The 14809-nt window shown below is 74.0% G+C and carries 12 protein-coding genes; 4 read left to right on the top strand and 8 right to left on the bottom strand.

Features of this window, described 5'->3' with window-relative positions; all coding sequences use genetic code 11:
• Positions 1-189 precede the first annotated feature (189 nt).
• Positions 190-462 carry a hypothetical protein gene (locus ACFVHI_RS25830; protein WP_063346112.1) on the top strand — a complete coding sequence of 91 codons (273 nt, stop codon included), beginning with the start codon at positions 190-192 and terminating at the stop codon, positions 460-462.
• A 69-nt stretch (positions 463-531) separates the two neighbouring features.
• On the opposite strand, the gene efeU is transcribed toward ACFVHI_RS25830, so the two are convergent.
• The 4 genes from efeU to ACFVHI_RS25810 all read right to left on the bottom strand — a co-directional run bounded on the left by efeU (position 532) and on the right by ACFVHI_RS25810 (position 5003).
• A complete protein-coding gene (efeU, locus tag ACFVHI_RS25825) occupies positions 532-1365 on the bottom strand; it encodes an iron uptake transporter permease EfeU (protein ID WP_063346113.1) in 834 nt (277 codons plus the stop codon).
• 35 nt (positions 1366-1400) lie between these two features.
• Positions 1401-2723: an iron uptake transporter deferrochelatase/peroxidase subunit gene (gene efeB, locus ACFVHI_RS25820; RefSeq protein WP_079135350.1), complete on the bottom strand. Its 1323-nt coding sequence runs from the start codon at positions 2721-2723 to the stop codon at positions 1401-1403.
• A gap of 107 nt (positions 2724-2830) precedes the next feature.
• Positions 2831-3979 carry an iron uptake system protein EfeO gene (gene efeO / locus ACFVHI_RS25815; RefSeq protein WP_063346114.1) on the bottom strand — a complete coding sequence of 383 codons (1149 nt, stop codon included), beginning with the start codon at positions 3977-3979 and terminating at the stop codon, positions 2831-2833.
• A 199-nt stretch (positions 3980-4178) separates the two neighbouring features.
• Complete coding sequence (locus ACFVHI_RS25810) at positions 4179-5003, bottom strand: ABC transporter ATP-binding protein (RefSeq protein ID WP_063346115.1); 825 nt, start codon at positions 5001-5003, stop codon at positions 4179-4181.
• A gap of 206 nt (positions 5004-5209) precedes the next feature.
• Here ACFVHI_RS25810 and ACFVHI_RS25805 point away from each other — a divergent pair, with 206 nt between their 5' ends.
• Positions 5210-7354: an amino acid adenylation domain-containing protein gene (locus ACFVHI_RS25805; protein WP_063346116.1), complete on the top strand. Its 2145-nt coding sequence runs from the start codon at positions 5210-5212 to the stop codon at positions 7352-7354.
• 50 nt (positions 7355-7404) lie between these two features.
• On the opposite strand, the gene ACFVHI_RS25800 is transcribed toward ACFVHI_RS25805, so the two are convergent.
• Positions 7405-8733, bottom strand: a complete 1329-nt coding sequence (locus tag ACFVHI_RS25800; protein WP_380343155.1) for a hypothetical protein — start codon at positions 8731-8733, stop codon at positions 7405-7407.
• Between the two features lie 209 nt (positions 8734-8942).
• On the opposite strand from ACFVHI_RS25800, the gene ACFVHI_RS25795 reads away from it, so the two are divergent.
• Positions 8943-10538 carry a M4 family metallopeptidase gene (locus ACFVHI_RS25795; RefSeq protein WP_363373220.1) on the top strand — a complete coding sequence of 532 codons (1596 nt, stop codon included), beginning with the start codon at positions 8943-8945 and terminating at the stop codon, positions 10536-10538.
• A gap of 64 nt (positions 10539-10602) precedes the next feature.
• Here the strand turns inward: ACFVHI_RS25795 and ACFVHI_RS25790 are convergent, their stop codons facing one another.
• The 3 genes from ACFVHI_RS25790 to ACFVHI_RS25780 form a co-directional block, all read right to left on the bottom strand.
• Entirely contained in the window at positions 10603-11631 is a 1029-nt protein-coding gene (locus ACFVHI_RS25790) for a hypothetical protein (protein ID WP_380343152.1), read from the bottom strand.
• Positions 11632-11706: 75 nt separating this feature from the next.
• Complete coding sequence (locus ACFVHI_RS25785) at positions 11707-12675, bottom strand: D-2-hydroxyacid dehydrogenase family protein (RefSeq protein WP_380343149.1); 969 nt, start codon at positions 12673-12675, stop codon at positions 11707-11709.
• A 140-nt stretch (positions 12676-12815) separates the two neighbouring features.
• Positions 12816-13538, bottom strand: a complete 723-nt coding sequence (locus tag ACFVHI_RS25780) for a rhomboid family intramembrane serine protease (protein ID WP_063346120.1) — start codon at positions 13536-13538, stop codon at positions 12816-12818.
• Positions 13539-13798: 260 nt separating this feature from the next.
• On the opposite strand from ACFVHI_RS25780, the gene ACFVHI_RS25775 reads away from it, so the two are divergent.
• On the top strand, positions 13799-14746 hold the full coding sequence (locus ACFVHI_RS25775; protein ID WP_380343146.1) for an aldo/keto reductase: 948 nt from the start codon (positions 13799-13801) through the stop codon (positions 14744-14746).
• Positions 14747-14809 lie beyond the last annotated feature (63 nt).

Here is a 14809-nt window from a genome sequence, read left to right as displayed (position 1 = left end):
GGGCGGCCCGGTTGGACATCCGGGGGGCTATCACGAGCGATTTGGCGCCCCCCCGCACCCGCGCCGGTGCCCCGGCCGGTCCTCGACCGTCCGGGGCTCCGGCGTATCCCGGTCCCACCGGGGCACGGCTGTCGGTGGTGCGTGCAAGGATGCTCGCGCGCACAGGGGCGAGGCGAAGGGGGCCAAGGCATGGAGACCAGCCGGTTCACGGGCGAGGACCCGCACGGGCACCAGCACGCGGTGAAGGTCGTCTCGGGGCGGAACAACACCCGGCGCGTGGTCTGCGAGAGCTGCGGCTACCGCAGGTCGGCGGCGTTCGGCGCGCAGGCGAAGGCCTCCCAGCACCTGTCGCAGACGCACGAAGCCGGGTACGTCCGGCAGGAGTTCGCGCCGGGCCCGTGGATCGCCGCGGCCGTCGGGCTGGTCGCCCTCATCGTCTTCCTCTGCCTGTACGGGATATAGCGCCGCACACGACACCGCCCCGCCCGGCGGGGTGCCGGACGGGGCGGGGCGGTTCGCCGAACGGAGGGGTCAGGCGGCCGGCTTGGCGGCGACGGGCTTCGCCTTGCCGCTGAACAGGCCGAAGAACACGGCGAGGGTCGGCACCAGGTAGAGCAGCCAGACCACGAGCTGCAGCACCGTCGGGTCCGGCTGGAAGTTGAACACGCCCTTGAGCAGGGTGCCGTACCAGCTGTCCTTGGGGATGGTGCTGCTGATGTCGAAGGCCACGCTGTGCAGGCCGGGCAGCCAGCCGGCCTCCTGGAGGTCGTGCACGCCGTAGGCGAGCACGCCGGCCGCGACGACCACCAGCATCGCGCCGGTCCAGGTGAAGAACTTGGCCAGGTTGATCTTCAGCGCGCCGCGGTAGAACAGCCAGCCGAGCACCACCGAGGTGAGCAGGCCGAGCGCGGCGCCGATCAGCGGGTTGTAGCCGTCGTTGGTGGCCTGCACCGCCGACCAGATGAACAGCGCGGTCTCCAGGCCCTCGCGGCCGACCGCCAGGAAGCAGGTGACCACCAGGGCCGTGGTGCCCATGGCGATGGCCGCGTCCAGCTTGCCGTGCAGTTCGGTCTTCAGGTGCCGGGCGGTGCGGCGCATCCAGAACACCATCCAGGTGACCAGCCCGACCGAGATGATCGACAGCGAGCCGCCCAGCGCCTCCTGGGCCTCGAAGGTGAGCTGCGACGAGCCGAACTGCAGCACGGCGCCGAAGACCATGCTGAGCACCACGGCGGAGGCGACGCCGATCCACACCGGCGGCAGCTTGTCCCTGCGGCCGGTCTTGACCAGGTAGGCGATCAGGATGCAGACGACCAGGCTGGCTTCGAGGCCTTCGCGCAGGCCGATCAGGTAGTTGCCGAACACGGCACTCTCCTCGGGGGGTTGAACGGGGCGGGGGATCAGCCGAAGAGCGCTTGGCCCCACCACTCCCCGGGCTTGCGGACGCCCGCCGGGCAGGCGAAGTGGGCGGAACCGACGTGCTGGATGTACTCGTTGAGCTTGTCGCCGGCCGCGAGCCGCTGCTGGAGCGGCACGAAGGCCTTGCGGGTGTCGCGCTGGTAGGCGAGGAAGAACAGGCCGGCGTCCAGGCGGCCGAGGCCGTCGGTGCCGTCGGTGAAGGAGAAGCCGCGGCGCAGGATCATCAGGCCGTTGTTGGCGTCCGGGTGGGCCAGCGCGACGTGCGAGCCGGCGGGCATCGCCTTGAGGTCCGGCGCGTCGTGCTCCTTGACCTTGCCGTAGGGGGCGCCCTCGCCCTTGGTGCGGCCGAAGGTGTCCTCCTGGTCCTTGAGCGAGGCGCGGTCCCAGGTCTCGATGTGCATCCGGATCCGCCGGGCGACCAGGTAGGAGCCGCCGGTCATCCACTCGGGGCCGTCGCCGGGGGCGGCCCAGACGTGCTCGGCCAGCCCGGCGCCGTCGGTGCCCGCGATGTTGTGGGTGCCGTCCTTGAAGCCGAGCAGGTTGCGCGGGGTCTGGGCGTCCGGGGTGGTGGAGGAGGTCTTGCCGAAGCCGAGCTGGGACCAGCGGATGTTGACGGTGCCCATGCCGATCCGGGCCAGGTTGCGGATCGCGTGCACGGCGACCTGCGGGTCGTCGGCGCAGGCCTGGACGCAGAGGTCGCCGCCGCTGCGCAGCGGGTCGAGCTTGTCGCCCTTGAAGTTCGGCAGGTCGATCAGGGCCTCGGGGCGCTTGGCGCGGAGGCCGAAGCGGTCGACGCCGTCCTGGTCGAACAGGGTGGGGCCGAAGCCGATGGTGAGGGTGAGCCGGGAGGCGGGCAGGCCGAGGGCCTCGCCGGTGTCGTCCGGCGGAGCCTCGGGCAGGCCGCCGGCGGCGCCGGTGCCGACCTCGCGGCCGCCGGTCATCGCGGCGGCGGCCTTGGTCCACTCCTTGAGCATCTTGACCAGCGACTCGCGGGTCGCCTTCTCGGAGACGTCGAAGGCGGCGAAGTGCAGGCGGTCCTGGACCGGGGTGGCGATGCCGGACTGGTTCTCGCCGTAGAAGGGCACCTCGGCGCCGGTCTGGGCGGCCGCCGCCGGGGCCTGGTCGTCCTGCCGGGTGGCGGCGGCGACCGAGCCGACGGCGGCGGCGCCGAGCGCGACGCCCGCGCCGGCCCAGCCGATCACGGCCCGTCGGCTGACGGCGCCACCGGCGGCAGCGGCCGGGGCGTTCGCGGTGCCCTCGGGGTTCTCGGGGTTCTTGGTGCCCTTGGCGTTCTCGGCGTCCATCGGCGGGCGGATCCTTCTCTGTGCTGACTCGCCGATGCCGTGGCGGCCGCTTCGGGCCGCCACGGCGTCGGTGGGGTGGGGACGGTGCTCGGGTGGGACCGCGGTCGTTACTTGACGACCACGGCGGCGGCCAGCTTCGACAGCGGCTCGCCCAGCGAGTTGACCGCGTCGGAGAAGGTCTTGCGCTCGGCCTCGGTGACCTTGTCGTAGGAGGTGAAGGTGCCGTCGGCCTGCTTGTACTTGGCGAGCAGGGCCTGGATCGCGGTGAACTCGGAGTCCAGGGTCTTGGACAGCTCCGGGTCCTTCTCGGCGGCGACCGGCTTCAGCAGCTCGTAGGCCTTCTGCGCGCCCTCGACGTTGGCCTGGAAGTCGGCCAGGTCGGTGTGGCTGTAGCGGTCCTCCTCGCCGGTGATCTTGTTGGTGGCGACCTCGTCCAGCAGCTCCTTGGCGCCGTTGGCCATGCTGGTCGCGGTGATCTCGGCCTCGGGGATCTTCTTCTGCCAGTCCTTGAGGTCGTTGACCAGCTGGTCGGCGAGCTTCTTCTCGTCGTCGCCGATCTTGGCGTCGGCCCAGAGCGACTTCTCCAGCTTGTGCCAGCCGGTCCACTCCTGGCCGGCCTCCAGCTTGTCCTCGCGGGTGTCGGTCTTGGGGTCGACGTCGCCGAAGCTCTCGGCGACCGGCTCGGTGCGCTCCCAACCGGTGCGCGACGGCGCGTACAGCGACTTGGCCTTCTCCACGTCGCCGGCCTTGATCGCGGCGGCGAAGGCCTCGACGGCCGGGATGGTGGCGTCGGCCTGCTGCTGGGCGTACGTGCGGTACGCGTCGACGGCGGCGGTCAGGCGCGGGTCGACGGCGGCGGCGGTGGCGCCCTCGCCGGTCACGGTGATCTTCTGGCGGATGCCGTCGCCGACCATGCCGGGCTTGCAGGCGATCTCGTAGGAGCCGGCCTTGATCTCGGCGTTGATGGTGGCCTTGGTGCCGGGGCCGATGTTCTCGCGCTCGGTGACGATCTTGTCGCCGGCGCCGTAGACGTAGACCTCGGTGGTCTTGGCGCCCTTGTTGCTGATGTCCAGGACGACGTGGCCGGCCGGGAAGCTGGTCTTGGAGACCTCGCAGGCGGTGTCGGTCGCGTTGATCTTGACCGCGTCCGCGCCGCCCGCCTTGTCGTCCTTCTTCGTCGCACAGCCCGCCAGGGTGGCGGTCGCCACGGCGAGGGTGAGCAGCGCGGCTGCGGTGGAACGGCGACGGGCGGACATGCGGGCTCCAACGGAAAAGGGCATGGGTGTGCCAGGGCGGGGCAGGGTTGAGCACCGGTGGGGCGCCGGACCAGCGACAACCCCGCCTTAGCTAAGGCATACCTTACGTAAAAACTTTTTTACGTCCATACCCGCCCCCCGTCGGAAGCGGGCCGACCGCCCAGCCCGCCCCGACCGGACCCCGCCCGCCCCGGACCCGTCAGCGCCCCGGCGTACGGCGCGCGGCCGCCCGGGCCGTCCACCGGCCCTCGTGCCGGCTGATCCGGATCGGGTGGCCGAAGGTCACGCTGATCAGCTCGGTGGTCATCACCTCGTCCACCGGCCCGGCCGCCACGCACTCCCCGTCCCGCAGCAGCAGGGCGTGGGTGGTGCTCTCCGGCAGCTCCTCCAGGTGGTGGGTGACCAGCACGCTGGCCAGCTCCGGGTGCTGGTGGCGCAGCAGGTCCAGGCTGTCCAGCAGCAGCTCGCGGGCGGTCAGGTCCAGCCCGGTGGCGGGCTCGTCGAGCAGCAGCAGGCGGGGGCTCGGCATCAGCGCGCGGGCGATCAGGGCCCGGCCGCGCTCGCCCTGGGACAGGGTGGTCCACGCCGACTCGGCGATCGCGCCCATGCCGAGCGTCTCGATCAGCTGCTCGGCCCGCTCCAGCACCTCGGGGCCGGGCTTGCGGTGCCACTCCGGCTCGATGGTGTTGGTGTGCCCGGTGAGCACCACCTCGCGCACGCTCAGCGGCGAGCGCAGCGGGTGCCGGGGGTTGACGTGCCCGAGGTGGGCGCGCAGCTCGCGGATGTCCACCCGGCCGAGCCGGCGGCCGAGCACGTCCACCTCGCCCCGGGTGGGGTGGGAGACCGCGCCGAGCAGGGCGAGCAGGGTCGACTTCCCGGCGCCGTTGGGGCCGAGCAGCGCCCAGTGCTCGCCCGGCTCGATGGCGAGGGTGATCCCGCGCAGCAGGTGGCGGCCGTCGCGTACGACGTCCACGTCCTGGGTGCGCAGCAGCGGGCCGTCGAAGGACGGGACGGACGAGCTCATGGGGGCGGACCTCCGAGGTACGGCGCCGGACAGGGTGCGGGCGGGGCGCCGTACCGGACGGGCCGGCGCCGACCGTCTGCGTGCAGAGTACAACCGTCGCCGCGTGCGGAGCCGGGCCGTCCGAGGAGTGGACGCTCCAGAACCCTGTCGCGCAGCGGGAGTTGGGAGGATGATCGGGGGATTCGGAGGGGATGAGGGGAGCGCCGATGCCGACCGACGGGGAAGCGGCCGAGGACCGGGCGGCCGACACGCTGCACGGACTGGTCGAACTGCGGGCCGGGCAGGCACCGCAGGCGGTGGCCGTCCGCTGCGGCGATGCCGAGCTGACGTACGGGGAACTGGACAAGCGGGCCGACGCCCTCGCCCGCCACCTGGCGGCGCGCGGCCTGGCCCCGGGCGGCCGGGCGGCGGTGGCGCTGGGCCGCGGCACGCAGGTGTACGTCGCGCTGCTCGCGGTACTGAAGGCGGGCGCCGCGTACGTGCCGCTGGAGCCGAGCGCGCCGGACGCGCTGCTGCGGCACGTCCTGGCCGACGCCGCCCCGGACCTGGTGGTGACCGAGGAGAGCCACCGGGTGCGGCTCGCCGACGCGGGCCCGGCGCAGATCGTCTGCCTGGACACGGCCGACCTCACCGAAGCGCCGTCCGACCCGCCGGGGGCGCCCACCGGCCCGACGGACCTCGCCTGCGTCCTCTACACCTCGGGCTCCACCGGCCTGCCCACCGGGGCCCTGGTCGAGCACCGCAACCTGCTGTCCGCGTACCGGGGTTGGCGCGAGGTGTACGGGCTGTCCCCGGCGGACCGGATCCTGCAGACGTCGAGCCTGGAGTTCGACGTCTTCACCGCCGACTGGGTCCGGGCGCTGGGCTCCGGAGCCACCCTGGTGGTCGCCCCGCGCAACCTCACCCTGGACCGCACCGCCGACCTCGCCGGCCTGCCCGCTCTGGTGGCCGCCGAAGGGATCACCGTCCTGGAGCTGAACGCCCGCCTCGCGCGCCGGCTGGCCGCCCATCTCGCCCGGAGTGGCGAGCCACGAACAGGCGAACCCCTGACCGGTACGCCGCTGCCCGGTGTGCGGCTGCTCACCGTCGGCGCCGAGAAGTGGTACCTGGACGAGCAGTTGGGCCTCCAGCGGCTGCTCGGCGACGGGACCAGAGTGCTCAACGTGTACGGCCTCGCCGAGGCCGGCGTGGACAGCACCTACTTCGACGCGCAGGGCACGGCGGCCACCGGGGACGGCGAGCGGGTCTCCCTGATCGGTCGGCCGTTCCCCGGCACCCGGGTGTACGTGGTCGGCCTGAACGGCACCCCGGTGCCGCCGGGGCAGGCCGGCGAGATCGCGATCGCCGGCGGCGGCCTCGGCCGGGGCTACCTCAACCGGGCCGACGACACCCGCCACCGGTTCGTCCGGGCGGACTTCGACCCCGACGGCCGGGTACTGCTGACCGGGGACATCGGCCGGCTCCGGGACGACGGCGTCCTGGAGTTCCTCGGCCGGGCCGCGCACGTGGTCGGGCCGGTCCCCTTCGCCCGCAAGGCCGCGGTGGTCTCCCGGGTCGCGGCGGCGGCCCGGGCCGAGGGCCGGCTGCGCGCCCACCCGGCGGTCCGGGAGGCGGTCGTGGTGGAGCTGGAGCTGCGGCCGGGCCGGCGCAGCCTGGTCGGGTACGCGGTGACCGCGCCGGACGCGGACGGGGCGGACGGCTGGTCGCTCTCCCAGTACCTGGCGGCCCAACTGCCCGGCGGCGACGTGCCCGAGGCCGTCGTCCCGGTGCCGGAGCTGCCGCGCACCCGGGCCGGAAAGCTGGACCGCGCCGCGCTACCGCTGCCGGCCCCGCCGAAACACACCGCCGCCACCGGATCGGCGAAGGCGGGGTCGCGCGCGGGGAAGGGCGGCGGCGGCAAGGCCGGGGGCGGGCGCAGCGGCACGTCGGACCTGCCGGGCTGCGTGGTGCTCGGCTGCGTGGTGTTCTTCTCGCTCATGGCCTGGGTCAGCACCAACGTCTTCTTCCCCGGCGCGACGCAGCTCGGGGCGGTGCCCGACGCGTACCACTTCTGGTTCGAGCTGCTCTACCTGTGCGAGAACCTCGCCTTCGGCGCAGGGGTGGCCTTCCTCTTCTTCGGCTTCCCGGCGGTGCTGCGGCAGGGGCGGTCGTACAGGCTGTCCCTGCTCACCTACCTCTCGGTGGTGTGGCTGCTGGCCTCCTGGTGGCCACAGGACAACCTGTACCGGCTCACCGACGCCACCGACTGGCCGCGCGAGACGGCGATGGTGTTCACCTTCAACGTGCCGCTGATGGCGGCCGCGCTGGTGGTGCTGATCTTCCTGATCCGGCGGCCGGCCGCCCGGCGGTGACGGCTGCCCAGTCATGACGGCCTGCGCTGACGGCCTGCGCTGATGATCGGTCAGCGCAGCGCCTCGAACATCCCGGCCAGCCCGTGGTGCGCGGCCGCGAGCAGCGCCTGCGCGGCGTCCAGCGCCTCGGCGCTCGGCCCGGCGAGGGCGAGGCCGACGGCGGGCTCCGGGTCGTGGCCCGCCGTCGGGATCAACGGCAGGAGGGTGACGTCGAGCCGGGCGCAGCGCGGCCGCAGCCGGTCGAGGTGGTCGTACAGCGCGCCCGGGGCGAGCCGGGCGCCGAGCGGCATCGCGTCCAGGGTGCGGACGAGGTGGCCCGGGCCCCGCACCTGGTCGAGGCGGGCCCGCAGCATGAAGGCCACGGCCGGGCCGGTGAGCCGCAGGTTGATCTCGGTGGGGGCGAGCCGGCGCTGCCGGTCGGTGACGAAGTCCACGTCGTACCAGCCGCGGTAGCCCTCGGCGGCCAGCCGCTCCCCCACCGCGAGGGCGAACCGGCGGGCCGTCCCGGCGGCGCCCCGGGGCACCGCGTCGGGGCCGACGGTGACGCCCTGGTAGCGGGTGCCGGCGACGTGCATGTCACCGGCGCCCACCGGGTGGACGGCTCCGTCGGGGCCGACCAGCGCGTCGTAGGTGAGGTCGCGCAGCCGGGCGGCCGGGCCCGGGTCGACGTGCTCCTCCAGCAGCAGGCCGCCCTGGGCGGGCAGGAGTTCGGAGCGGACCAGGCGCCGCAGCAGGGGCCGGCCGCCGCCGGCGGCGAAGAGGTCGGCCGGATCCACCACGATGGTGCCGTAGCCGCCGACGCCGTGCGGGCTCTTCAGCACGGTGGTCAGCCCCCGGGCGGCGCGGGCGGTCAGCCGGCGGGCCGCGCGGCCCCGGCCGGCCGGGCGTTCCTGCCGGGGGACGACGATGCCCGGGTGGTCGGGGGCGAGTTCGGCGAACAGGTCGTGGGCCGCCGCCTTGGACTCGTAGCGGTGCACCGCGGCCAGTTCGGGGCCCTCGCCTTGGGCGGCGGTGCGGCCCCAGGCGACCGCGGGCGGGCGGTGGGGGGCTTTCCGTGGGCCGGGGGCGGGTGTGGGGGGGCGGCCGGGGCCCCCCGCCCGCCGGCGCCCGACGCCGCCGTGCACCTCGACCGGGCCCCACTCCAGCTCCCGGGCCAGCCAGTCGGTCCACTCCGGGCCGACCTCGGCGGGCAGCACCAGCAGCGCGGGTTCGGGGCTGTAGCAGGTGGTCAGGCAGGCGTAGTGGTGCGCCTGCCGCAGCCGTCGGGCCCGCTGGGCGGCATCCATGTCCGGGGCGAAGAACTGCTCGTTGAAGTCCGCGACGTTGCCCACGTGAACCGCCGCCCGCCCGCCGGTCCAGGCCCCCACCCATCCGTCCATGGGGGCGAGCCTAGGGCCTCGTCAGGTCATGCGTCATGCGTCGGAACACGATCGGCCATATGCGGCACGGGTGTTGATTTCTGCTCACTTTTGATTTGAACAGGACACAACTTGGCAAAGATATGACCATTCCTCTAGCTCTACCTGACTGATCGCCGTCAATGTCGGTCGCAGCTCTTTTCCCTGCAGCTACCCCGACTGGAGTCAGAGTGAGCCCCACCTCCTCCTCCCGCCGCCCCCTCGCGGCCGGAGCCATCGCGGTCGTCGCCGCCCTCGTCGCCGTCGCCGTCCCCACCGGCACGGCCTCCGCCGCCACCGGCACGAGGGACGCCGCGATATCCCAGGCCCGCGCCAACGTCACCCACAACGCGGGGGTGTTCGGCTTCGGCGCCGGCCAGGACCTCGTCGTCAAGGACGTCGTCCTCGACGCCGACGGCACCCAGCACGTCCGCTTCGACCGCACCTACCAGGGCCTGCCGGTGGTCGGCGGTGACCTGGTCGTCCACCAGGACGCCCGCGGCCGGCTCAAGGACTCCTCCCGCGCGGCCGCCCACGACGCCGCCGTCAGGTCCACCGTCCCGAAGGTGCCCGCGCAGGCCGGCGCCGCCAACGCGCTCGCGGCCGCACCCGGCGTCCAGGACGCCACCAGCACGCCCGAACTGGTCGTCTGGGCCGCCGACGGCACGCCCCGGCTCGCCTGGCGCACCACCGTCGAGGGCACCGGCGAGCACGGCCAGCCGGCCGGCAAGGTGGTCGTCACCGACGCCACCACCGGCGAGCAGATCGAGACCTACGACGCCGAGCACCAGGCCTCCGGCACCGGCCACTCCGAGTACACCGGCGACATCACGATCGACACCACCGCCCAGAGCGGCGGCGGCTACACCCTCAAGGACGCGGTCCGCGGCCACGTCACCAAGGACGCCAACAACGTCGCGGCGAGCGCGCTCAAGGCCAGCTCCGGCACCGCGTTCACCAGCACCACCAACGTCTGGGGCGACGGGAAGAAGTTCTCCACCGACCGCTCCACCGCCGCCGTCGACGCCCACGCCAACACCGCCTGGACGTACGACTACTACAAGAACACCTTCGGCCGGAACGGCATCAAGAACGACGGCAAGGGCGCCACCGTCTTCGTCCACGTCGGCACCAACTGGGACAACGCCCAGTGGTCCGACAGCTGCTTCTGCATGATGACCGGCGACGGCGACGGCAGCACCGACCCCGAGCAGGTCGACCTCGACACCATGGGCCACGAGATGACCCACGGCGTCACCAGCGCCACCGCCAACCTGCGCTACAGCGGCGAGTCCGGCGGCCTCAACGAGTCCACCAGCGACATCTTCGGCACCATGGTGGAGTGGTACGCCAACAACAAGGTCGACACCCCCGACTACCTGTTCAGCGACCAGTCCACCCCGCCGTGGCTGCGCCGCTTCGACAAGCCCTCGCTCGACGGCCGGTCGGCGGACTGCTGGAGCAGCTCGGTCGGCAAGCTCGACGTGCACAACTCCTCGGGCGTCGGCAACCACTGGTTCTACCTGGCCAGCGAGGGCAGCGGCAGCAAGACCATCAACGGCTACACCTACAACAGCCCCACCTGCAACAACTCCACGGTGGCCGGCATCGGCAACCAGAAGATCGCCAAGATCTGGTACCGCGCGCTGACCGTCTACATGACCTCCACCACCACCTACAAGGGTGCCCGCACCGCCTCCCTGAGCGCGGCCAAGGACCTGTACGGCCTCAACAGCACCGAGTACAAGGCCGTCGCGGCGGCCTGGAGCGGCGTCAACGTCAACTGACGTACCGTCCCCGGGCGGTGGAGGTCAGGCCGTCAGGCGGTCAGGCGGTCAGGCGGTCAGGCGGTCAGGCGGAGAACCCCACGTGGACGTGGTCGTGGTGGGTGTCGTCGGTGAAGAACTGGTTGCCCACGCCCGGGATCGCCACCGGACCGCCCACGTTGTACGAGCCGGCGGCGGCCGCGTCCCGCATGAAGGACTCGATCAGCTGCCGGGGCGTCGACGGGTCCACCACCGCCTGACCGTCGATCCGCCAGACGTCGAAGGCCCGGCCCAGCGGATGGTCGCTGGGCCGGGTCGTACCGAAGACGTCCAACGGGTGGCCGGTCCGCACCACGCTCACCGACAGCGTGTACGGTCCGGCCAGCCGGAGCATCGCCGCCAGCACGCTGTCGTGCACGGTGCCGCTGCGCAGGTCGGCGGCCGCCTCGGGCGGCAGCTCGATCCTCGGCTGGGCCAGCACCTGCGCCACCGCCGGGGCGGGTGAGGCGGCGGCCGGGCCCGGCTCCCCCGGGTTCAGGGCGGTGACGGTCCAGCGCGGCGCGGCCCGGCTCAGCCGGACGTCCACCGTGGTGCCGCCCTCGGCGACCGAGCCGTCGGCCCGGCGGGTCCACTGCCGGCAGACCACCAGCACGCTCGCCGAGTCCGCGAGGATCCCGCCGTACTGGGCGTCGATCACCTCCAGGCTCGCCTCGGCGGCCGTCGGGGCCAGCGGCCCGGCCCGGTCCGCCAGTTCGGGCGGCAGGCCGAGCGCCGCCACCCGGGCCCGGGCCGCCTCCACGCCCTGCCCGCCCGGCGGCCAGGCGCCGAGCGCGGCGACCAGCTCGACGGCGCGGCGCTTGACGTCGGGCTGCACCTCGGACGGGCCGGGCTGCCAGAGCGCGGGGTTCGGCAGGGCGGAGACCGTCGGTGTCCCCGTCGGCGTCGGGGCCACCGTCCACGTCGACGTCTCCGTCGGTGTGCCGGCCGGACCCGTCGTCACCGCGGGCCGCCCGGCCCCGCTCCCGCACCCCGCCGCGCCCAGCAGCAGCGCGGCCGCACCCGCCCTCAGCACACCGCGCCGGCCCGCACCCCGGGCACCGTCTCCGCTCGTCACGCGGCCAGTATGCGGCCGGGCGGCGCCCGGCGGGCGGACGCCGCCACGAGGGCCGGCCCGGGCCCGGCCCGTGGGTCAGCCCAGGCGGCGGATCGGCTCGCCGGCCAGGTAGGCCGCGATGTCCTCGACCGCCTCGCCGTAGTAGCGGCGGTAGTTGTCGCGCGACACGTACCCCAGATGCGGGGTGGCCAGCAGCCGGGGCGCGGTGCGCAGCGGGTGGTCGGCGGGCAGCGGCTCGACGTCGAAGACGTCCACGGCGGCGCCCGCGATCCGGCCCCCGGTGAGCGCGGCCAGCAGCGCGTCCTGGTCGACGATCACCGCCCGGGAGGTGTTCACCAGGTACGCCTCGGGCTTCATCAGGGCGAGTTCGGCCTCGCCCAGCAGTCCCCGGGTGCGCTCGCCCAGGGCGAGGTGGATCGAGACGAAGTCGGCGCCGCTCAACAGCTCCTCCTTGCCGGCGGCCCGGCGCACGCCGACCTCGGCGGCACGCTCGTCCGTGAGGTTCTGGCTCCAGGCCAGCACGTCCATGCCGAAGGCCAGTCCGACCCGGGCGACCAGGCCGCCGATCTTCCCCAGGCCCAGCAGCCCGAGCACCCGCCCGTGCAGGTCGGCGCCGACGGTGCTCTGCCAGGGACCGCCCTCGCGCAGCGCCGTGCTCTCCGGCACGATGCCGCGGGCCAGGCCGAGCAGCAGCGCCCAGGTCAGCTCGACCGGCGGGGTGGAGGAGCTGGCCGTCCCGCAGACCGTCACGCCGTGCGCCTCGGCGGCCGCGTAGTCGATCACCGAGTTCCGCATGCCCGAGGCGACCAGCAGCCTGAGCCTCGGCAGCCGGGCGAACAGCGAGGCCGGGAACGGCACCCGCTCGCGCAGGGTCACGACGAAGTCGAAGTCGGCCAGGGCGGCGGCGAGTTCGTCCTCCGACCCGAAGTGCTCGGAGAAGGCGGTCACCGCCACCCGGTCGGAGACCGGGGACCAGTCGACGATGCTGGTGGCGACGCCCTGGAAGTCGTCGAGGACGGCGCACCGAAGGGTCCGAAGTGTCATGCCCGCACTCTCCCAGACGCCGGTCGGCGCCCGGCGTGCCAGGCCCCGGTCCGAGCTGCGGGTCTGCGGGTCTGCGGGTCTGCGGGTCTGCGGGGCTGCGGGGCTGCGGGATCGGCCCCCGGGGGTGGACCGGCCCCCCGTCACACCGCGGCGGGCTGCCCGGACGGCCTGGTCCTCGTCCCGGCGGCGAGCACCAGACCGAGCAGGCAGCCCGCCACCAGGCCGGCGCCGTGGTTGTTCCGCAGCGCGCACAGGAACAGGCCGGCCGCGGGGATGAGCAGCAGGTACCAGGTGCGCTTGAACGTGAGGCCCAGGGCGCTCCCGCGCAGCAGGCAGGTGACGGCCAGGGCGCCGAGCAGGCCGCAGACGGCCACGGAGTCGCCGCCGCCGCGCGGCGACCAGCCGGCCAGGCTCACCACGTGGGCGAGGACGCCGCTGGCGAGGAAGACGGCCAGGGTCCGCCACCATCCGAGGACCGACTCGGCGACGGCGCCGACCACGAGCAGGGCCGGCAGGTTCATCGCGATCTGCGCGATCCCGGAGGACTGCACCAGCAGGGCCGTCCCGGCCCGCCACCACTGCCCGTCGGACAGCGCACCCGGCTGCCGCATCAGATCGTCGACCAGGGTGGGCACGGCGTACTGGAGCACGGCCATCACCGCCATCAGCGCGAACAGTGCGAGGGTGGCCCGGGGCCGCCGTGCGAGGGCGGCCCGGACCACGGCGAGCACCTCGCCCGGCCCGGCGCCCGCCGGAGCGCCGGCTCCCGGGCCGACGTTGGAGCCGGCCAGCGCCAGCGCCTGAAGTCCCACGCTGACCACCACGGCAGCGCTCGCGTACAACCCGATCTCGTGCGGCGACATCGCCGACCCCCCGTTCACCCGACCCCGGGCGCTCCCGCCCGTCGACGAGCCCCATCATCCCGGCCGGGCGGGGCCCCGGACCAGGGCGGGTGATCATGGAAACGGCATGACGGTTGTCACAGTCCCGACAGGTCCGCCGTCACGGCGCCCTCCCCCGTGGACAGCAGCCCGCCGTCACCTCCGCCCCCGTGGATTCCGCGGGGATTCGTACATTCCCGAATCGCTGGCGGTCAGGGCAGGGCAGTGGCGATCATGACGGCATGACTTCTGGCACCACCCCCGCCCCCGCCGCCGCCCCCGCCGCCGTCACCGCCGCCGTCACCGCTGCCGCCTCCGGCAGTTGGACGCTCGGCGACCGCACCGTCCACCGGATCGGCTTCGGCACCATGCGCCTGCCGCAGACCGGCCGGGCGCTCGTCCCCGACGCCGTACCGCGCGACCGCGAGCAGGCCGTCCGGGTGCTGCGGCGCGCCGTCGAACTGGGCGTCAACCACCTCGACACCGCCGCCTTCTACTTCTCCCCGCTGCGCTCCGCCAACGAGCTGATCAACCGGGCGCTCGCGCCGTACGCCGACGACCTGGTGATCGCCACCAAGGTCGGCCCGGGCCGCGGACTCGACGGCGAGTGGGTGGAGCACGCCCGCACCCCGGAGCGGCTGCGCGGCCAGGTCGAGCAGAACCTGCGCCAACTCGGCCGCGACCACCTCGACCTGGTGAACCTGCGGATCGTCGGCACCGACTCGATCGCCGAACGCTTCGGCGCCCTCGCCGAGTTGCGCCAGGCCGGGCTGATCCGCCACCTCGGCCTCTCCAACATCCACCCGCACCAGCTCGCCGAGGCGCAGGCCATCGCGCCCGTCGTGTGCGTGCAGAACCCGTACGGCATCGGCGCCTCGCCCGAACAGGACGCCGTGCTGCGGCTCTGCGGCGAGCAGGGCATCGCCTTCGTCCCGTTCTACGCGATCGCCGGAGCCGGGCGGGAGTCCGGCACGGGCGGCGCCGAACCGGCCCAGGTCCGGGCGGTGGCGCAGGCGCGCGGGGTCAGCCCGGCCCAGGTCCGCCTCGCCTGGACGCTCCACCAGGGCCCGCACGTCCTGGCCATCCCCGGCACCGGCGACCTGGCGCACCTGGAGGACAACATCGCCGCCGGGGCCCTGCGCCTCTCCCCGGAGGAGTTGGCGCTGCTTCAGGGGGCGCACACGGGCTGACCCGGAACCGGGCAGGGCCGCGGCGGCACCGCTCCGGGACGAGCTCAGGATCACCGGCGAGCA

Source organism: Kitasatospora sp. NPDC127121 (assembly GCF_042677305.1).
GTDB lineage: Bacteria > Actinomycetota > Actinomycetes > Streptomycetales > Streptomycetaceae > Kitasatospora.
This window is presented reverse-complemented; position numbering and strand designations above follow the sequence as displayed.